This is a genomic window from Actinomycetospora endophytica (assembly GCF_021026375.1).
Classification (GTDB): Bacteria; Actinomycetota; Actinomycetes; order Mycobacteriales; family Pseudonocardiaceae; genus Actinomycetospora; species Actinomycetospora endophytica.
In genome coordinates, this window is sequence record NZ_JAJNDB010000001.1 from 1,252,227 (window position 1) to 1,271,293 (window position 19,067).

Annotated in this window: 19 protein-coding genes; 17 read left to right on the forward strand and 2 right to left on the reverse strand. The window is 74.1% G+C overall.

All coding sequences use genetic code 11. The annotated features are described in order from the left end of the window. Positions 1 to 39 precede the first annotated feature (39 nt). Both trmB and LQ327_RS06140 read right to left on the reverse strand, forming a co-directional pair. Complete coding sequence (trmB, locus tag LQ327_RS06135; protein WP_230733090.1) at positions 40 to 735, reverse strand: tRNA (guanosine(46)-N7)-methyltransferase TrmB; 696 nt, start codon at positions 733 to 735, stop codon at positions 40 to 42. A 175-nt stretch (positions 736 to 910) separates the two neighbouring features. Beyond that, positions 911 to 1,339 (reverse strand): hypothetical protein, encoded by a 429-nt coding sequence (locus tag LQ327_RS06140; protein ID WP_230730624.1) that lies wholly within the window; start codon positions 1,337 to 1,339, stop codon positions 911 to 913. Between the two features lie 239 nt (positions 1,340 to 1,578). Here LQ327_RS06140 and LQ327_RS06145 point away from each other — a divergent pair, with 239 nt between their 5' ends. The 17 genes from LQ327_RS06145 (at position 1,579) to LQ327_RS06225 (ending at position 19,056) form a co-directional block, all read left to right on the forward strand. Further along, positions 1,579 to 3,057 (forward strand): dynamin family protein, encoded by a 1,479-nt coding sequence (locus LQ327_RS06145; protein WP_230730625.1) that lies wholly within the window; start codon positions 1,579 to 1,581, stop codon positions 3,055 to 3,057. Further along, a complete protein-coding gene (locus tag LQ327_RS06150) occupies positions 3,054 to 4,757 on the forward strand; it encodes a hypothetical protein (protein ID WP_230730626.1) in 1,704 nt (567 codons plus the stop codon). The genes LQ327_RS06145 and LQ327_RS06150 overlap by 4 nt, the downstream gene beginning before the upstream one ends. Before the next feature lie 192 nt (positions 4,758 to 4,949). Continuing rightward, positions 4,950 to 5,327: a DUF6802 family protein gene (locus tag LQ327_RS06155; protein WP_230730627.1), complete on the forward strand. Its 378-nt coding sequence runs from the start codon at positions 4,950 to 4,952 to the stop codon at positions 5,325 to 5,327. 126 nt (positions 5,328 to 5,453) lie between these two features. Then, positions 5,454 to 6,992 carry a TldD/PmbA family protein gene (locus LQ327_RS06160; protein ID WP_230730628.1) on the forward strand — a complete coding sequence of 513 codons (1,539 nt, stop codon included), beginning with the start codon at positions 5,454 to 5,456 and terminating at the stop codon, positions 6,990 to 6,992. Beyond that, entirely contained in the window at positions 6,989 to 8,428 is a 1,440-nt protein-coding gene (locus tag LQ327_RS06165; RefSeq protein ID WP_230730629.1) for a metallopeptidase TldD-related protein, read from the forward strand. Before LQ327_RS06160 ends, LQ327_RS06165 begins: the two co-directional genes overlap by 4 nt. Positions 8,429 to 8,498: 70 nt before the next feature. Further along, complete coding sequence (locus LQ327_RS06170; protein WP_230730630.1) at positions 8,499 to 8,864, forward strand: hypothetical protein; 366 nt, start codon at positions 8,499 to 8,501, stop codon at positions 8,862 to 8,864. Between the two features lie 63 nt (positions 8,865 to 8,927). Then, positions 8,928 to 9,854 (forward strand): NAD-dependent protein deacetylase, encoded by a 927-nt coding sequence (locus LQ327_RS06175; protein ID WP_269069143.1) that lies wholly within the window; start codon positions 8,928 to 8,930, stop codon positions 9,852 to 9,854. A gap of 231 nt (positions 9,855 to 10,085) precedes the next feature. Next, positions 10,086 to 11,915: a phosphoenolpyruvate carboxykinase (GTP) gene (locus LQ327_RS06180; RefSeq protein ID WP_230730632.1), complete on the forward strand. Its 1,830-nt coding sequence runs from the start codon at positions 10,086 to 10,088 to the stop codon at positions 11,913 to 11,915. 126 nt (positions 11,916 to 12,041) lie between these two features. Continuing rightward, a complete protein-coding gene (locus tag LQ327_RS06185) occupies positions 12,042 to 12,695 on the forward strand; it encodes a DedA family protein (RefSeq protein ID WP_230730633.1) in 654 nt (217 codons plus the stop codon). Between the two features lie 73 nt (positions 12,696 to 12,768). Further along, positions 12,769 to 13,050, forward strand: a complete 282-nt coding sequence (locus tag LQ327_RS06190) for a DUF3311 domain-containing protein (RefSeq protein ID WP_230730634.1) — start codon at positions 12,769 to 12,771, stop codon at positions 13,048 to 13,050. Next, a complete protein-coding gene (gene mctP / locus LQ327_RS06195; RefSeq protein WP_230730635.1) occupies positions 13,047 to 14,711 on the forward strand; it encodes a monocarboxylate uptake permease MctP in 1,665 nt (554 codons plus the stop codon). The genes LQ327_RS06190 and mctP overlap by 4 nt, the downstream gene beginning before the upstream one ends. Positions 14,712 to 14,852: 141 nt before the next feature. Further along, positions 14,853 to 16,070 (forward strand): alkaline phosphatase family protein, encoded by a 1,218-nt coding sequence (locus LQ327_RS06200; protein WP_230730636.1) that lies wholly within the window; start codon positions 14,853 to 14,855, stop codon positions 16,068 to 16,070. 112 nt (positions 16,071 to 16,182) lie between these two features. Beyond that, entirely contained in the window at positions 16,183 to 16,758 is a 576-nt protein-coding gene (locus tag LQ327_RS06205) for a hypothetical protein (protein WP_230730637.1), read from the forward strand. A gap of 40 nt (positions 16,759 to 16,798) precedes the next feature. Next, positions 16,799 to 17,230 carry an ankyrin repeat domain-containing protein gene (locus LQ327_RS06210; protein WP_230730638.1) on the forward strand — a complete coding sequence of 144 codons (432 nt, stop codon included), beginning with the start codon at positions 16,799 to 16,801 and terminating at the stop codon, positions 17,228 to 17,230. Positions 17,231 to 17,307: 77 nt separating this feature from the next. Further along, positions 17,308 to 17,565 carry a carboxymuconolactone decarboxylase family protein gene (locus LQ327_RS06215; RefSeq protein WP_230730639.1) on the forward strand — a complete coding sequence of 86 codons (258 nt, stop codon included), beginning with the start codon at positions 17,308 to 17,310 and terminating at the stop codon, positions 17,563 to 17,565. Between the two features lie 36 nt (positions 17,566 to 17,601). Next, complete coding sequence (locus LQ327_RS06220; RefSeq protein WP_230730640.1) at positions 17,602 to 17,901, forward strand: carboxymuconolactone decarboxylase family protein; 300 nt, start codon at positions 17,602 to 17,604, stop codon at positions 17,899 to 17,901. Between the two features lie 126 nt (positions 17,902 to 18,027). Further along, the gene (locus LQ327_RS06225; RefSeq protein WP_230730641.1) at positions 18,028 to 19,056 is read left to right on the forward strand and encodes an LLM class flavin-dependent oxidoreductase; all 1,029 of its coding nucleotides are present in this window, start codon (positions 18,028 to 18,030) and stop codon (positions 19,054 to 19,056) included. Positions 19,057 to 19,067 lie beyond the last annotated feature (11 nt).

Here is a 19,067-nt window from a genome sequence, read left to right on the forward strand (position 1 = left end):
CGACTCTAACCGCACGGCGATGCCGCGTGCGCCGCGCGATCACGAGCCGGCACCCGACGTCGTGACCCCGTCGGTGCGCACGAGCAGCAGGTCGCGGCTGGGCCGTCCCTCGACCTCGGCCCGGCTCTCGAACTTGGTCCGCGGCCGCCAGTCCGGCCGGGGCGCGAAGCCGCCGTGGGGGTTGTCGAGCGACGGCTCGGCGTCGGTGACCTCGAGCATCCACTCGGCGTAGTCGGCGACGTCCGTGGCCAGGTGCAGCGTCGCGCCGGCCCGCAGCCGGGAGGCCATGAGCGCGACGGTCTCGGGCTGGATCAGGCGCCGCTTGTGGTGGCGGCGCTTCGGCCACGGGTCGGGGTAGAAGACCCGCAGCCCGGCGAGCGAGTCCGGGGCGATGCGGTCGGTGAGCGCGACGACGGCGTCGCCGCGCAGCAACCGCTGGTTGCGCAGGCCCGCCTCGTCGACGCGCATGAGCAGCTGTCCGAGGCCGGGCGGGTAGACCTCGACGGCGACGTGGTCGACGTCGGGCTCGGCCGCGGCGAGGGCCGCCGTCGTCTCCCCCATCCCGGAGCCGATCTCCACGTGGAGGTCGGCGTCGCGGCCGAACCACGCAGCGGGGAGGAGGCGCCCGTCGTCGTCGAGCAGGTCGGCGCGGCGCCCGTCGGGCGCGAGGTCGGTGAGGTCGGCGCCGAGGCGGTCCCAGGATCGCTCCCAGGCCCGCTGCTGGCCGGCGGTCATCCGCCCGCCGCGGTCGGCGAAGCTGACGATGCCCCGGCGGGCATGCGTCGCGCGCTCCTCCACCCCGACCGGCGCCGGGTGCTCCTGCCCCACCCGACGATCCTCACATCCCGATCGTCCGGGCACGGTCACCGGCCGGTGGTCGCGAGGCGGCTCACACCGGGTACGACGGCGCTCAGCCGGACTCGATGACCTTCGTCTGGTTCTGGGCGTCGTGCGGGGGGCGACGCCCGCCGCCGCGCAGCGACGCGGCCATCCGCTGGACCCGGCTGTTGTTCCGGACGCGCGTGAGCACGAACAGCGTCCCCACGTGGAGGATGCCGAGGAAGAACAGGATCCCGCCGACCTTCGTCACGACCAGCTGGGCGGTGTTCTGGACGGTGATGGGATCCCACGTCGAGACCAGCGCGAGGAAACCGAGCGCGACGAGGTGGAACCCGACCCCGAGCAGACGCGTCATCGACAGCGCCACGTCGTTGTCGTCGAAGACGTCGCGGAGGAAGCCCACCCCGGATCGCATGAGGATCTGCCCGACGATCAACGTCAGGACGAAGCCGATCCCCACGATGAGCAGGTAGGTGCCCGTGTCGGCGCTGCTGGCCACGGTGGTGCCTTTCTGCCGTCGTCGAACCAGGTTCCACCTGGTCCGAGGTCCAGCATCCCCGTCCACGCGATCGGGCGAAACCCGGTACGCGCGTGACACCAGCGACGGATGGGACCACGACGGATCCACTCGAACGGACCCCGGGCGTCCGGAACGGTCCCTACGCTCGGCGCGAACGGCTCGGGGCGGGGCTCCAGGCGGCACGCTTGTAGCGCGCTCGGGCGGCGAGGGAGGTGGCGGTGGGACGCTGGTCCCAGGACACGGCCCGGGCGTGCCGGGCGGCCGCGCCGGCGGTGGCGCTGCCGACCGCCGACGCGCTGGACGCGGTGGCCGCCCGCGCCGAGGGAACGCCGGCGCTCGTCGTCACCGGGCCGGTCTCGTCGGGGAAGTCGACGCTGGTCAACGCGCTCGTCGGCCGTCGCGTCGCCCCCACCGGCGCCGGGGAGTGCACCCGCCTGGTGGCGCGGTACGTGCGCGGGCCGGTCGACCGCCTCGACGTCGTGCTCGCCGACGGCACCCGCCGCCCGCTGCCGCTGGCCGACGGCGGGCGTGTCCCGGCCGCCGTCAGGGACCGGCTCGGGGTCGACCCGGCCGACGTCGACCACCTGCTCGTCACGCTGACCAGCGACGCGCTGGACGGGCTCACCGTCGTCGACACCCCGGGCGCGGGGTCGGCGCGCCGCCGCGGCCCGGCGCTGCCCGACGACGCCGAGGCCGCGCTGGTCGTGCTGCCCTCCTCGGCGCGCGCTGACGAGGTGGACCGGCTCGCCGGGGCCGCCCGCCACGGACCGGCCGGTGTGGTCGCGGTCCTCGGCCGGGCGGACACCGTCGGGTCCGCCGACGACGCCGCGACGGCGGCGACGACGCTCGGGCACCGCCTCGGAGCCCGGCTCGGCCCGGTGACCCCGGTGGTCGGGCTGCTGGCCGAGACCGCGACGACGGGTGCCCTGCGCGCCGAGGACCGGCACGCGCTCGCCGCCCTCACGGGCGCCGACCCGGCGGCGGTGGACGCCGCGCTCGCCGATCCGGAGCTCTTCGCCCGCGCCGACCTGCCGGTCGGTGTCCCCGCGCGGATGCGTCTGCTGGAGCTGCTGGACCGGCGCGGCATCACGCTCGCGGTGGGCGTGCTGCGGGAGCGCCCGGAGGCCGGGGTGGGCGACATCGCGGCGGCGCTGCTGGGTGCGTCGGGGCTGGATCGGGTCGTCGAGCGGCTGCGCACCGGGGTCCGCGAGCGGGCCGACCTGCTCGCCGCGGCCGCCGGAGAGCGACGGGTGGCCGGGCTGCTGGACGCCGAGCGTGCCGCGGTCCGGGCCGACCGGGACGCCGGCCGGCCGACGGCGGCGGGCGCCCGGGACCTCGCTCGGCTGGGCGATCTGCTCGAGGACCTGCGCGCCCGGCCGTTGCACCTCGAGCTGGCCCTCGCCGAGGCCGGGGCGCGTGCCCGGTCCGGCGCGGTCGAGCTGCCGGAGGAGCTGGCGGCCGACCTCGAGGTCCTGGCCGGAGCCGGGGTCGCCGCGCCGGACCGGTCGCGGCTGGCGGATCTGGCCCGCCGTGTGGGTCTGGCGGACGCCGGCGCCGGGGAGCTGGCGGGGCATGCGGCGCGGCGCGCGGCGGCGTGGCGGTCGTATGCGACCTGGGGAACCCCGCCGGCCCGGTCCGACGTCGCCGACGCCGTGCATCGCGGCTGGGCTCGGCTCTGGGGGGAGCTCACCGGGTGAGCGCGGAGGGCGGCACGGTCCCGGGCGGCGCTCCCGATGTCGCGCCCATCGAGGCGCGCGGTACGACCCCGGCCGAGCTGCCGGCCGCGCTGACGGGGCTGCCGGCCGGGCTGACGGGGCTGCCGGCCGAGGTCGGTGCGGCGCGGCGGGAGGTCGAGCGGGCGCTGACCGACGCGGGCCTGCCCGTCCCGGTGGTCGATCCCGGGCGTCGGCACCCGGTGGCCGCGCTCGTCGGCGCTCCCGGGCGGGGACGGCGGGCGCTCACCGCGGCCCTGCTCGACCTGCCCCCCGACGCCGTCGGGCCGGGCGTGACCCGGCTCGTCGGGACGGCGGCCGGGAACGGGCTCGTCGTCGACGTCCCGCTGCTCGAGGAGCTGGATCTCGCGCTGCCACCGCGGCTCGGACGCGCGTGGGAGACGGACGCGTCGGTGCTCGTCGTGGTCGCCGGGGCCGGCGCACCGCTCGACGCGGGTGAGCTGGACGCGCTCGAGACCGTGGCGGGTGAGGTCGAGTCGGCCGTGTTCGCGCTGGTCGGGACCGAGGCGCACCGGGGCTGGCGCACCGTGCTCGAGGCCGATCGAGAGCTGGTGGCCGAACGGGTCCCGCGATGGGCCGACGCGCCGTGGTTCCCGGTGTCGCCGGTGCTGGCCACGACCGCCCGCGGCACGGGGACCGCGGGCGAGCCGCTGCGACGCCAGGCCGGGATCGCCCCGCTGCAGCGCCACCTGTACGCCCTGCTCGCGCGCCGGCGTCGGATGCTCGACGAGGCCAACGCGCTGCGCGCGGGGGTGACGGCCCTCGCCTCCGTTCCCTCGCCGGCCGGTGACGACGCGACCGACGAGACCCTGCGGCGCCGCCGGGCCGACCTCGAGACGGCGCGGGCCTCGCTGCGACGTGAGCACCACGTGCGCTGGCGGGCCGAGCTCGCCGGCGCCCGGGTCGCCGTCGTCGACGATCTCGCCCGTCGCCTGCGGGCCATCGGTGCCGAGCACCGGGAGCGTCTGGACACCGCGACGCGCACCGATCTGGAGGGTCTCGCGGAGACCGTGGCCGCCGACGTCGCGCGGGAGGCGGAGGCGGTGGTCGCCGACCTGGGCGAGCGGCTGCGGGCCCTCGTCGTCGACACCCTCGCGGCCCTGCTGGCGCCCGCCGAGCTGGCGGCGCTGCGCATCCCGCCTCCGGAGGCGCGCCCGGATCTGCCGGTGCCGAGCCCGCGGCGGCCCGACCGGCTCCTGGTCGTGGCCGGGGCCTCCGGCGGGCTGGGCCTGTCGAGGTTGGCCCTGCTGCCGCTGCTCGCGGTACCCGTGGCGCCGGTGGTCGGCGCGGCGCTGGTCCCGGTCTCGGTGGGGATCGGGCTGGGCGCCGCTGGATGGCTGGCTCGTTCGCGGCGGCGAGCGGCCGACCGCGCGCATGCGCGGGCGTGGCTCGCGGAGGCCCTGGCCCAGGCACGGGCCGACCTGGAGCGGGTGCTCGTCGAGGCGCTGATCGTGGCCGAACGGGAGATCACTCTCGCGCTCGACCGCGCGCTGGACCGGCGGGCGCGCGAGGTGGACGCCGCGTTGCGCGGTGTGGGCGACCAGGTCCGGCAAGCGACGGAGGTCCGCGCGCAGGACGCGGCACGGGCTGCCCGCGCCCGGCAGGCCGCCGCTCGGGGCGAGGCGGTGCTCGCCCGGCTGGCGCTGGCGCGGGATCGGACGTAGCGGCGGTTCCGCGGTGATTCGACGAGGGGCACTCGGCGCATCCCGGGCGGCTCACCGACCTGCCACCAGTGCTCCTGATCAAGACGCGAGGCGGCGCGCGGAGACGCGCGCCCCCCACATCGATGACGCGACCTCCCACGAGTTCTGCCGAACCGCACCCACGCGGCCGGGCGACCTCCTACCGTCGGCGGCGTGTCCGATTTCGCCGCAACGCCCGACGTGACCGTCCCGGACCCGGTGGCGCATCCGGAGGTGCCCGGTGTCGCATCCGGCCCGGTGATGCTCACCGGTGAGCTGGTGCCGGGCGCGCCCGTCCTCGGTGGGCCGACCGTCGACTCCGACCTCGACGGTGTCGCGGACACCGCCGTCGCCGAGATCTCCGACGAGCTCGTTCTCGCCACCGACCTCGACCACGACGGCCGGGCCGACGCGGTCACCCGGATCGGCCCCGACGCCGTCCTCACCGCCCGCGCGGAGGACCCCGCTCCCGCCGTCGAGCACCCTTGGGACGCCCCGCCGCCACCAGCGCCGTCGGTGGACCCGCACACCGGCGAGTGGATTCGAGGCTGACGGGCGGGTCGCTCGGCCCGGAGATGTCGGTCCCCTCGGGTACGGTCCGGCCGTGTCGATCGAGAGCAGTGCCGCCGCCCACCGGGGCGAGCGGAGCGGCCGGGCATGCGAGCGGGGCGGCGGGGGATGAACCGGCCCCTCGACGCGACCCGTGAGGTGGACGCCGACTTCCTGGCCCTGCCGCTGCGCGAGGTCGCGGCCGCCGCCCTCGACGTCGCCCGGGCCGGCGGCGCCGAGCACGCCGACGTCCGCGTGCAGCGGATCCGCAGCGCCGCGCTGGAACTGCGCGACGCCCGCGTCGTCGCCTCCTCGGACACCGACGAGGTCGGGTTGGCGGTGCGGGTGCTGCACCGTGGGGTGTGGGGGTTCGCCGCCCACGTCGACCTCACCACCGCCACCGCGGCGGCCACGGCGCGGCGGGCCCTCGACGTCGCCACCACCCTCGCGCCGGTCGCCCGCGAATCGGTCGGCCTCGCGGCGGAGCCCGTCCACGCCGACGCCACGTGGGTCTCGCCGTACGACGTCGATCCCTTCGCGGTCGACCCCGGCGACCGGATCGGCCTGCTCACCGACCGCTCGGCCGCGCTGCTCGCCGCGCCCGGCGTCGACCACGTCGAGGCCAGCTGCCTGCAGGTCAAGGAGCAGACCTTCTACGCCGACCTGGCGGGCACCGTCACCACCCAGCAGCGGGTCCGCGTCGATCCGGGGATCAGCATCACCGCCGTCGACCGCGAGGGCGGCGGCTTCGAATCGCTGCGCACCGTCGCGCCGCCGGCCGGGCGCGGCTGGGAGTACCTCACCGGCACCGGGTGGGACTGGGACGCCGAGCTCGCCGAGCTGCCGGGCCTGCTCGCGGAGAAGCTCGCCGCGCCTTCGGTGACCGCAGGGCCGACCGACCTGGTGATCGACCCGACGAACCTGTGGCTGGTGATCCACGAGTCGATCGGGCACGCGACGGAGTACGACCGCGCGATCGGCTACGAGGCCAACTACGCCGGCACCAGCTTCGCGACCCCCGATCAGCTCGGCACGCTGCGCTACGGCAGCGACATCCTGCAGGTCACCGGGGACCGGACGGAGCCGCACGGCCTGGCCAGCGTCGCCTACGACGACGACGGGGTCGCCACCGCCGAGACCGGCCCCTTCGATCTGATCCGCGACGGCGTGCTGGTCGGCTACCAGGTGGACCGGTCGTTCGCGCCGCGCCTGGGCCTCGGGCGGTCGAACGGCTGCGCCTACGCCGACTCGGCGGGGCACGTGCCCCTGCAACGGATGGCGAACGTGTCGCTGCAGCCGGACGCCGGCACCGACACGACCACCGCGGAGCTGATCTCCCGGGTGCAGGACGGCATCTACGTGGTCGGCGACCGGTCCTGGTCGATCGACATGCAGCGCTACAACTTCCAGTTCACCGGCCAGCGCTTCTACCGGATCTCGGGCGGGGAGCTCACGGGCCAGGTGCGGGACGTGGCCTACCAGGCCACGACCACCGACTTCTGGGGCGCGCTCGAAGCGGTCGGCGGCCCGTCGACCTGGCGGCTCGGGGGCGCGTTCACCTGCGGCAAGGCCCAGCCCGGCCAGGTCGCCCCGGTCAGCCACGGCTGCCCGTCGGCGCTGTTCCGCGGGATCAACGTGCTGAACACGGCGGCGGAGGCCGGCAAGTGACCGCGGGCCCCGCCGCTCTGGTCGAGCGGGCCCTCGACACCGTCGCCCGGATCCGTCCGGATGCGGGCGCCGCGGTGCTCGTCCGGGAGACCTCCGAGGCCGTGCTGCGGTGGGCGAACTCCACGATGACCACCAACGGCGCGACCACCGACCGCACCCTCGGGCTCGTCCTGCTCGTCCCGCTGCCCGCCGGCGGCACGGGAGCCGGTGTCGTCCGGCTCTCCGCACCCGACCGGCTGATCACGGGCGGGGACGACCACGCCGCCGCGGACAGCGAACTGGAGCACGGCGTACGCGCCGCGGTGCTCGCCGCCGAGCGCTCCGGCCCCGCCCGCGACGCCGCCGAGCTGCCCCCGCCGTCCGGCCCCGCGGACACCGACTTCGGCGACGCCGCCGGGGAGACCTCGGCCGGGGTCTTCCGCGGACTGGCCGAGGCGCTCGGCGACTCGTTCGGCCAGGACCTGTCGGCCGGATTCGCCGATCACCACGTGACCACCACCTGGCTCGGGACGACGGCCGGGGTCCGGCGGCGCTGGGTGACCCCCGGCGGCGCGGTGGAGGTCAACCTCAAGGACCCGTCGACCGGGTCCTCGGTGTGGGGCGGACAGAGCTCCCGCCACTTCACCGACGTCGACCTGCCCGGCCTGCTCGCGGGCCTGCGCGGTCGGCTCGCGTGGGGGAAGCGCCGGGTGGCGGTCGAGCCCGGCCGCCACGAGACGATCCTGCCGCCCTCCGCCGTGGCCGACTTCATGATCTACCTGGCCTGGTCGATGGGTGGGCGGCCCGCGCAGGAGGGCCGCAGCGCGCTGTCCCACGCGGGCGGCACCCGGCTCGGCGAGGCGCTGACCGCGCTGCCGCTGACCCTCGCGGGCGACCCGGACGCCCCCGGCTTCCCCGCACTGGCCTACGAGCCGGTCCTGGCGACGACGAGCTCCGGCGACGAGCTCTCGGTCTTCGACAACGGCGCGACGACGCGGCGGGTCGACTGGCTGCGCGAGGGCCGGGTGAACGAGCTGGCCTACCCGCGCGCGGCGGCCACCGAGTTCGCCGACGACGGGGCCCGCTTCGCGCCGCCGTCGGAGAACCTGCTGCTCACGGGCGGCTCGGACGCGTCGCTCAGGGACATGATCGCCTCGACGCGGCGCGGGCTGCTGCTGACCTGTCTCTGGTACATGCGCGAGGTCGACCCCGAGACCATGCTGCTCACCGGGCTCTCGCGCGACGGCGTCTACCTCGTCGAGAACGGCGAGGTCACCGCCGAGGTGAACAACTTCCGGTTCAACGAGTCGCCGCTCGACCTCGTCCGCCGCGCGACCGAGGCCGGCGCCACCGAGCGCACCCTGCCGCGGGAGTGGAAGGACTGGTTCACCCTCGCCGCGATGCCGCCGCTGCGGATCCCCGACTTCAACATGTCCTCGGTGTCGCAGGCCAGCTGAGCGGCCTCTTGATGGGATCGTGACCCCGATGGAGCCGCCGACGCGCCCCCTGAGGGGAAACTGGCCTGGCATGACCGACCTCGGGGACCGTCCCGGCTCGCGCTCGATCGGACAGCGCGCCGGGGGCGTCATCCGCGGCGTCCTCGGGCTCCTCGGCGGGCTCGTCCGCCTCGTGACGGGGCTGTTCGCCGCCGTGCTGATCGTGCACATCGTGCTCGTCGTCCTCGGGGCGAACCCGGACAACACCGTGGCCCGGGTGATCACCGAGCTCGCCGACTCGCTCACCCTGGGCCTGCAGAACCTGTTCCTGCTGGGCAACCCGACCCTGCAGGTCGTCGTCTCGTACGGGCTGCCGGCCCTGGTGTGGCTGGCCGTCGGCGCCGTGATCGTCGGGCTCCTGCGCCTGCTCGGGCGGCCGCGCTCCGGCTTGGCCTGACCCGCCCGTGCGTGCGTTTCCGTCCTCGGACACGGAAACACACGCACGTATGCCGCAGGCATCATGGAGATCGTGGGTCGAGTGGTGATGCGCTACCCGGGCGCCCCCGGGACCGTCGCACAGGCGGCGTGGGAGGCGGAGGTCCCGCTGCGGGGCGACGAGAGCGGCCTCGCCGCGCTGGTCGGAGCCGGCGGGGTGTGCGTGCTCTCCGGCGCCGGGATCTCCACCGACTCCGGCATCCCGGACTACCGGGGCCCGTCGAGCGCGGCGCGCCGGCACGCCCCGATGACCTACGACGCGTTCGTCGCCGACCCCGACGCCCGGCACCGGTACTGGGCGCGCAGCCACGTCGGGTGGCCGCAGATCGAGCGGGCCCGGCCGAACGAGGCCCACGGCGCCGTCGCCGCGCTGCAGCGCACCGGGCTCGTCACCGACGTGATCACCCAGAACGTCGACGGCCTGCACCAGGCCGCGGGAGCCCGCGACGTCGTCGAACTGCACGGTGCGCTCGCGCGCGTGGTCTGCCTGGCCTGCGCCGTGACCCATGACCGGGCCGAGATCCAGGACCGGCTCGCCGTCGTGAACCGGGACTTCGACGCCGAGGTGTCCGCGCTGCGCTCCACCCAGGTCAACCCCGACGGCGACGCGGAGCTGCCGCCCGGGCTGGTCGAGCGCTTCACCATGATCGCCTGCCCGGCCTGCGGCGAGGGTCCGCTCAAGCCCGACGTGGTGTTCTTCGGGGAGTCGGTGCCCCGGCCGCGGGTGGCGACGTGCTTCGAGCGGGTGGCTCGGGCGCGGGCGCTGCTGGTCCTCGGGTCGTCGCTGGCGGTGATGTCCGGGCTGCGCTTCGCACGCGCCGCCGCGCGCGCCGGGACACCCGTGGCCATCGTGACCACCGGGCCCAGCCGGGGCGACGACCTGGCCACCGTGAGGCTCGTGTCGCCCCTCGGTGAAGCCCTTCCCGGGCTGGTCAGGGCACTCCGAGCCTGAATCGTTCAGCTTGATCGTGGAAGTGAGGCCTTCGACACCGCCGAGCGGTTCCGTCGGCAACATCTGTCGTTAACGTCGAAGTACTCCGACGGGGCCTCACGGCGTGGTGTGCCTTGCCGTCACGCGTCCAGGTGCCGCCTGTGCCCGTGAATTCCGGCGGGGCCCCGTCATCTGGCGACCTCACGGTCGTCGCTCGGAGACCGGCGAGACGATCGAGGAGTGACACGACGCATGACGGCCGCACCGACCATCCCTGGGCTCGACAACCCGCCGCTGCAGCGCCAGGAGGTGCTGGACTGGGTGGCTCAGGTCGCCGAGCTCACCACTCCGGACCGGGTGGTGTGGGCGGACGGGTCGCAGGAGGAGTGGACGCGCCTCACCGATGAGCTCGTGGAGGCCGGGACGTTCACTCGGCTCGACCCCGAGAGCAAGCCGAACTCGTTCTACGCCGCCTCCGACCCGGACGACGTCGCCCGCGTCGAGGAGCGCACCTACATCTGTTCGGTCGATCCGGCCGACGCCGGGGTCACCAACAACTGGATGGACCCGGCCGAGATGAAGGCCACCATGACCGACCTGTACCGCGGGTGCATGGCCGGCCGGACGATGTACGTCATCCCGTTCTGCATGGGCCCCACGCACGCGGAGCGCCCGATGCTCGGCGTCGAGATCTCCGACAGCCCCTACGTCGTGATCTCGATGCACATCATGACCCGCATCGGCGCCGACGTGTACGAGCGTCTGAACGAGCCGGGCAGCGACTGGGTGCCGGCGCTGCACTCCGTCGGCGCGCCGCTCGAGCCCGGCCAGGCCGACGTGGCGTGGCCCTGCAACGAGACCAAGTACATCACCCACTTCCCCGAGGAGCGGACGATCTGGAGCTACGGCTCCGGGTACGGCGGCAACGCCCTGCTGGGGAAGAAGTGCTACTCGCTGCGCATCGCCTCGGCGATGGCCCGTGACGAGGGCTGGCTCGCGGAGCACATGCTGATCCTCAAGCTGATCAGCCCCGAGCAGAAGACGTACTACGTCGCGGCGGCCTTCCCGTCGGCCTGCGGCAAGACGAACCTCGCGATGCTCGAGCCGACCATCCCCGGCTGGAAGGTCGAGACGCTCGGCGACGACATCGCCTGGATGCACTTCGGCGACGACGGCCGCCTCTACGCGGTCAACCCCGAGGCCGGCTTCTTCGGCGTCGCGCCGGGCACCAACTGGAAGACCAACCCGAACGCGATGCGCACCATCGAGCGCGGCAACTCGCTGTTCACCAACGTCGCCCTCACCGACGACAAGGACATCTGGTGGGAGGGCATGGAGGGCGAGCCCGACGCCGTGACCTCCTGGAAGGGCGTGCACCGCTCGCCCTCCGACGGCGGCGAGCCGGTGGCGCACCCGAACTCGCGCTACTGCACGCCGATGAGCCAGTGCCCGATCCTCGCCGACGAGTGGGACGACCCGAACGGCGTGCCGATCTCGGCGATCCTGTTCGGCGGGCGTCGCAAGACGACGATCCCGCTGGTCAACGAGGCGTTCGACTGGCAGCACGGCACCTTCATGGGCGCCACGCTCTCCTCGGAGAAGACGGCGGCCGCGAAGGGCAAGGTCGGCGAGGTCCGTCGCGACCCGATGGCCATGATCCCGTTCATCGGCTACAACGTCGGCGACTACTTCCAGCACTGGATCGACATGGGCAAGGGTGCCGATGCCGACAAGCTGCCGAAGATCTTCTACGTGAACTGGTTCCGCCGCGGCGACGACGGCCGGTTCCTCTGGCCCGGCTTCGGCGAGAACAGCCGCGTCCTCAAGTGGGTCATCCAGCGCCTCGAGGGCACGGCCGCCGCGACGGAGACGCCCATCGGGCACATCCCGAGCGCCGACCAGATCGACCTCGACGGCGTCGTCGAGCCGCTGGAGGACATCGAGGCCTCGCTGAGCTTCGACCGCGAGGAGTGGCTGGCGGAGCTGCCGCTGATCGAGGAGTGGTTCGACTCGATCGGGGAGAAGCTGCCGACCTCCATGCGCGACGAGTTCGAGGCCCTGAAGCAGCGGCTGGGCGCCTGACCTCTCTCTGAGCGAAGGGCCCCTCCGGTCGATCTACTCGACCGGAGGGGCCCTTCGCTCGTTCCGGGGGCGTCCCGTCCGGTGGTCCTCATCCGCGGAACATCCCGACCGGGCACCATGGACGGCGTGCTCGACTTCCTGCGTGCGATCGGCGAGAGCGTCGGCGGCTGGCTGTACGTGATCGCCGGCGGGCTGGCGTTCGCCGAGGCCGCGATCATGATCGGCGTCGTGCTGCCGGGCGAGACGGCTCTCCTGGTCGCCGGGTTCGCCGCGCACGAGGGGATCATCTCGCTCGTCCCGATGATCATCGTGGCGATCGTGTGCGCCATCGCGGGCGACTCCGTGGGCTACGAGGTCGGGCGGGCGATCGGTCCGCGGCTGCAGGGGTCCCGGCTCGGGCGCTTCGTCGGGGAGAGCCGCTGGCGGTCGGGCGAGGAGTTCCTGAACCGGCACGGCGGGAAGGCCGTCCTGCTCGGGCGCGGGACCGCGCTGCTCCGGGCCCTGGTGCCGGGGCTCGCCGGCATGGCCCGCATGCCCTACCTGCGCACGTTCCTGCCCTGGAACGCCGTGGGCGGCATCCTCTGGGGCAGCGCCTGTGTGCTGCTCGGGTACATCTTCGCGGCGAGCCTGCACCAGGTGGCGCAGTACCTCGCGTGGGGTCCGCTGCCGATCGTCCTGCTGGTCGTCGCCGTCGTCGTCTGGCGCGAGGTCCGGAAGCGCCGGCGCGAACGGCCCGCCCCGACCACCGCCGAGCCGACCGAGGACGCTACGGGGCGGTAACAGCACCTGGTGTGACAACGCACGGGGACTTAACATCCGCGGGTCCACTGCCGGAACGAAGGATCCGCCGCCGATGTCCATCAGTGCCCCGCCCCCACCGGATCCGTCGGCGACCAGTGCCGCGGCCACCGATCCCGCCCCGGCCGCACCGGCCTTCCGGTTCCGCGCGTGGAACCTGCTGCTGCTCGTCCCGCTGATCAGCCTCATCACGCCGCTGTTCAACACGACCGAGCCGCGCCTGGCCGGCCTGCCGTTCTTCTACTGGTTCCAGATGGCGGTGATCCCGCTCGGGATCCTCTGCACGCTCGCCGTCCACCTGCTCACCCGCCGCACCGACGAGGAGGGCGACCGATGACGGGCGCGCAGGTCGTGCAGCTGGTCGTGTTCGTGCTGCTGTTCGCCGCGGTGGCGGTCATGGGGTTCATGGCCAGCCGCTGGCGGCGTGCGGGCGATCCCGACCACCTCGACGAGTGGGGGCTCGGCGGGCGGCGGTTCGGCTCGTGGATCACGTGGTTCCTGCTCGGCGGTGACCTCTACACCGCCTACACCTTCGTCGCGATCCCGGCGCTGCTGTTCTCCTCCGGGGCGCTCGGCTTCTACGCGGTGCCCTACACGATCATCGCGTTCCCGCTGGTCCTGCTGCCGCTGCTGCGGTTGTGGTCGGTCTCGCGGGTGCACGGCTACGTGACCCCGGCCGACTTCGTCCGTGGCCGCTACGACTCGCCGGTGCTGGCGCTGGCGATCGCGATCACCGGGATCGTCGCGACGATGCCGTACATCGCCCTGCAGCTCGCGGGGCTCGAGGCGGTGCTGCGCACCATCGGGCTCAACGGCTCCGGGTTCTGGGGCCACGCGCCGCTGTTCGTGGCGTTCGTGGTGCTCGCGGCCTACACCTACCAGTCGGGGCTGCGCGCGCCCGCGCTGATCGCGGTCGTCAAGGACGTCCTGATCTACGTCGTCATCATCGTGGCGATCATCTACCTGCCCAGCAAGCTCGGCGGCTGGGGCGCGATCATCGACGCGGGGCAGGCCAAGCTCGCGAAGCCGTCCCCGACGACGGGTCAGCCCGCGGGCTCGACGCTGCTCTCGGCGAACAACCAGCTCCAGTACGCCACGCTGGCCCTGGGCTCGGCGCTGGCGCTGTTCCTCTACCCGCACTCGGTCACCGGGGTGCTCTCGAGCTCGAGCCGCGCGACGATCCGCCGGAACATGACCGCGCTGCCGGCCTACTCGTTCCTGCTGGCCCTGCTCGCGCTGCTGGGCTACGTCGCGATCGCGGCGAAGACCCAGCCGATCGTCAACGGCTCGACCGGCAAGGCCGACTCCAACACCATCGTCCCGGCGCTGTTCGCCGGCCAGTTCCCGTCCTGGTTCGCCGGGGTCGCGTTCGCCGCGATCGGGATCGGCGCGCTGGTGCCCGCCGCGATCATGTCGATCGCCGCGGCGAACCTGTGGACCCGCAACATCTACAAGGAGTTCCTGCGCCGCGACGCCACCCCGCGCGACGAGGCCCGCCAGGCCAAGCTCGCGTCGCTGGTGGTCAAGGTCGGCGCGGTGCTGTTCATCGTCGGCGTCGACCCGCAGTTCTCGGTCGACCTGCAGCTGATCGGCGGCGTGATCATCCTGCAGACGCTTCCCGCCGTGGCGATCGCGCTCTACACCCGCTGGTTCCACCGCTGGGCGCTGCTCGCCGGCTGGGCGGTCGGGCTGATCTGGGGCATGATCATCCTCTACGGGATCCCGAACCCCGCTCAGGGCGGCAAGCAGCACTTCGGCGGGTCCGCGCTGGCGCTCGGCAAGCTGAACCTCTTCGGCTGGCACCCGTTCGGCGGCTCGATGGTGCAGATCTACGTCGGCGCGGTGGCGCTGATCGCGAACCTGGTCGTGGCCGTCGTCGTCACCCTCGCCCTGCGGGCCTACCGCTCGCCCGAGGGCGTCGACCACACCCGCGGGGCCGACTACCACGCGACGAAGGTCCCGGAGTCGACGACGCCGGACGTCGTCTCGTCGGTGTAGGGGTCTCCCCGTTGATCAGGAGCACACCGGGCAGGTCCTACGGCGCGCGGACCTGCCGGGTGTGCCCCTCGACTGCGGGCAACGGATGATCCGGGCCGTGCCGCACCCGCCACCGAGCAACGCGCCCTACGATCACCCGCCATGACCGTGGCCGGGATGGACGAGCCGTTCCTCCCCGCCTACGGGCACGGCACGCTCGCCGAGGTGATGCCGTCGGCGGCGGCGGCGCTCGACGTCGACGGGTTCAGCGACACCCTCGGCGTCGCGCGCCACCGCGGGGACGTCACCGCGGCCGGGGTGCTGCTCGTCGACGGCCTGGGCGCCGAGCTCCTCGCGTCGCACCCGCACGACGCCCCGGCCCTCAACGCGCTCGCGACCGCCCCGGACTCCCGCCGGCTGACCTCGTGCTTCCCCTCGACGACGGCCGTCAGCATCACCTCGCTGGGCACCGGGCTGGTCCCCGGGGCGCACGGCATCGAGGGCTACTCGATGGCCGTCCCGCCGCCCGCGGACCCCACGGCCGAGGCCGACCTCGTCCTGAACACCCTGCGCTGGTGCGCGCACGGCGCCGTCGACCCGGTCGACCTGCTCGCCGACCTCCCGCCCGAGGACGTCCAGCCCGAGCCCACCGTGCTGCAGCGGGCGCTGCGGGCCGGGGTCGCGGTCACGCGGGTGGCACCGGAGATCCAGCGGCGCTCCGGGCTGACCCGGGCCGCGCTGCGCGGCGGACGGTTCCACGGGGTGTCGGCGCTCGGGGACCTGGCCGCGGAGTTCCTGCACGGGCTCGCGGTGGAGCCCGAGGAGCGTGCGCTCTGCTACGGCTACCACGGCGACCTCGACATGATCGGCCACCAGCACGGCCCGGGGAGCCTGCCGTGGCGGATGCAGCTCCAGATCGTCGACCGGCTCGTCGCGGCGATCGCGGAGTGCCTGCGCCCGGGCGCGGTGCTGCTCGTCGTCGCCGACCACGGGATGGTCGCGACCGACCGCGGCTGGCAGGTCGACATCGACACCAGTCCGGACCTGCTGACCGGGGTGCGCCGGCTCGCGGGCGAGACCCGGGTCCGGCACGTCCACGCCGCGGACGGCGCGGCCGGCGACGTCCTGGACACCTGGCGCGGCGAGCTGGACGGGAAGGCCTGGGTGATGGGACGCGAGGAGGCGATCGCGGCGGGCTGGTTCGGGCCGACCGTGACCGACGCGGCGCGCGGCCGGATCGGCGAGGTCGTGGCCGCCGCGCGGGGGAACTGGACGCTGGTCCGCTCGCGCATCGAGCCGCGGGAGACCGCGCTCGTCGGGCATCACGGGTCGCTGACCCCGGCAGAGCAGCTCGTGCCGCTGCTCGTGGCGCGTGGGTGACCGATCACTGCGCCGTCGGGACGGATCCGCTCCGGCCTGTCGCATCCGGCGTGATCGCGCCATACGCTGCTTTCACGACGCGGTCGCGACGCCGCGGGGAGGGGTGGTGGGCATGAACCGGCACGAGCACGAGGGCCCACCCATGGTCGACGTCGAGGCCGACGACGGGCCGTCGCGGCTCGTCCGTGTCCGCTCCTTCGTCGCGCACCACCCGCTGCTGCTCGGTGGGCCGCTCATCGCGGTCGCGATCGGGGCCGGATTCACCGACGCGCAGCAGAGCAGCGTGGTCTCGCTGGCCGCCGTCGTCGTCTTCATCGTCGTGCAGCTGTTCACCCTGGCCCACGACGACCGGCTGTGCCTGCGCTGCCTCGCCGAGAGCCCGGCCGACCCGGCGCGGGCGGTGGAGCGTCGTCGGCGCTGGCTGCGGCTCTTCCACTCGGCGACGACGGCGTCGGGGGTCGCGGTGCTCGTCGTCGTCGCGGCGGTCGGCGTCACCGCCGGGCTGCTGATCCGGCCCGGCTGGGGCGACCTCGTGCTGGTCCTGCCGCTGGGCACCATGGCCCTGACCGTCGTCCACCGCCGGATCGAGCCCTGGTGCCCGTACTGCGGGTGGGGGCGCGACGACGACGGCGAGGACACCCCCGAGCCCACGCCGGATCCGGACGTCGCGGCGCCGCTGTCCCGCTGAGCACGTTTCCCGCGCCGCCGCCCGACCTATCCTGCGGGCCATGAGCGACGAGCCCGCCCCCGACGACGAGCCCGCCCCCGACGACGAGCCCCCGGCCGACGTCGCCGAGCTCGCCGGCCGGGTCTTCGAGATGGCCCGTACCGGCGACGCCGCGAGCCTGGCGACCTACGTCGACGCCGGCGTCCCGGTGAACCTCACGAACGACTCCGGGGACACGCTGGTCATGCTCGCGGCGTACCACGGTCACGCCGAGGCGGTCCGGGCGCTCGTCGCGCGGGGTGCGGACGTCAACCGGCTCAACGACCGCGGCCAGTCCCCGGTCGCCGGCGCGGTGTTCAAGGGTGAGGACGACGTGGTGCGTGCGCTCGTGGACGGCGGCGCCGACCCGGTGGCCGGTCACCCGACGGCCGTCGACACCGCCCGGATGTTCGGGCGCGAGGACCTCCTGACGGTGCTCTCGCCACCGATGTGAATCGCACACAACCTCGTCGTAACAAACCTTCCTGACCATCGGAACCCGTCAGCTGATCCCGACAGGAAGGTGCCCCCGTGGCCCGCGTACCGCTCCCGAACCCCGACGACCCCGGGCTCGACCCGCACGCCAGGGCCCTGCTGGAGTCGGTGGCCGACGCCCAGCCGGAGGTGGGCGTGCTCAACGTCCACCGCGCCCTGGCCAACCACCCGACGGCGATGGAGCAGCTCTTCACGTTCCTGGAGACCGTGTACTTCCAGAACTCGCTGCCGACCACGCGTCAGCGGGAGCTGCCGTACCTGACCAGTGCGGTCGCCAACAACTGCTTCTATTGAACGCCGACCCACGTGGTGCTCGGTCGAGCATCGGGGTTGACCGACGAGGAGATGTCGCACCTCCTCGACGACCCGCTCCCGGAGGGCATGTTCTCGCCCGCCGAGGCAGCGATCATCGTGTTCGCGCGGACATCCACCTGGATGCAGCCGATCACCGATGAGATCTACGCGAACCTGCAGGAGCACTTCGACACGAAGCAGATCATGGAGATCTCCTTCACCGTGGGACTGGATCAGCTGATCAGCCGGTTCCACGCCACCGTGCGGACGGATCTCGACGGCGTGACCGCCGAGGCGACGAACGCCTGCGCGGTGCGGATCCCGGACGCACCCTGATGGAGCCGGCGTCGGTGGGTGCCGCGGCGGCATCCACCGGCTGCCCTCCCCGGTCAGAAGTCCACGACTCAAGGTCCGGGCCGGGCGGCCGGAATGACCGGCCGGGGCGGTCGCGTTGGCACCGACATGGGCATCCCGATCTCGGTTCTCGATCTCTCGCCGATCCCCTCCGGCACGCCCGCCTCGCAGGCCCTGCACGACACCGTCGAGCTCGCCCGCACCGCCGAGGCGGCCGGTTACCGGCGGTACTGGCTCGCCGAGCACCACAACATCGCGAGCGTCACGAGCTCGAGCCCCGAGGTGATGATCTCGGCGGTGGCGTCCGCGACGAGCACCATCCGGGTCGGCTCCGGCGGGATCATGCTGCCCAACCACAGCCCGCTGAAGGTCGCCGAAACCTTCCGAGCGCTGAACGGCCTCTTCGCGGACCGCATCGACCTCGGGCTCGGCCGAGCGCCGGGGACCGACCCGCGCACCGCGATCGCGCTGCGCCGCTCCCACCAGGCGTTGACCGCGGACGACTTCCCCGACCAGTTCGCCGAGCTGCGCGGCTACGTCGACGGCTTCGACCCCGAGCACCCGTTCCGCGGGATCGTGGCGCTTCCCGACGACGTCCCGCTGCCGCCGGTGTGGATCCTCGGGTCCAGCTACTACGGCGCCCAGGCGGCCGCGGCGTTCGGGACCGGATTCGCCTACGCCGGGCACTTCGGCGGCGCGGACGCCGGCGAGGCCACGCGGATCTACCGCGAGGGCTTCCGCCCGAGCGAGGGCTCCGGCGCGCAGGAGCCGCACGTCATCCTCGGCGCGGCCGCGATCGCCCACCCCGACGCCGAGCGCGCCCAGCAGCTCGGCCGCGCGAACGCGCTGTCGATGGCGCGCCTGCGCACCGGCACCCCGGGCCCGCTGCCCAGCCCCGAGGAGGCCGCCGCGCACGACTGGAGCGCCGCCGAGGAGCGCGTCGCGCAGGGCATGGCGAGCAAGGTGTCGGTGGGCACGCCGGAGGAGGTCGCCGAGGACCTGATGCGCAAGGCCCGCGAGGCCGACGCCGACGAACTGATGATCACGACGGCGATCCACGACGGTGCCGAGCGCCGGCAGTCGCTGCAGCTGGTCGCGGAGGCCCTGGGTGCCTTGCGGCTCGTGAGCACAAATTGATGCCGGAGCGT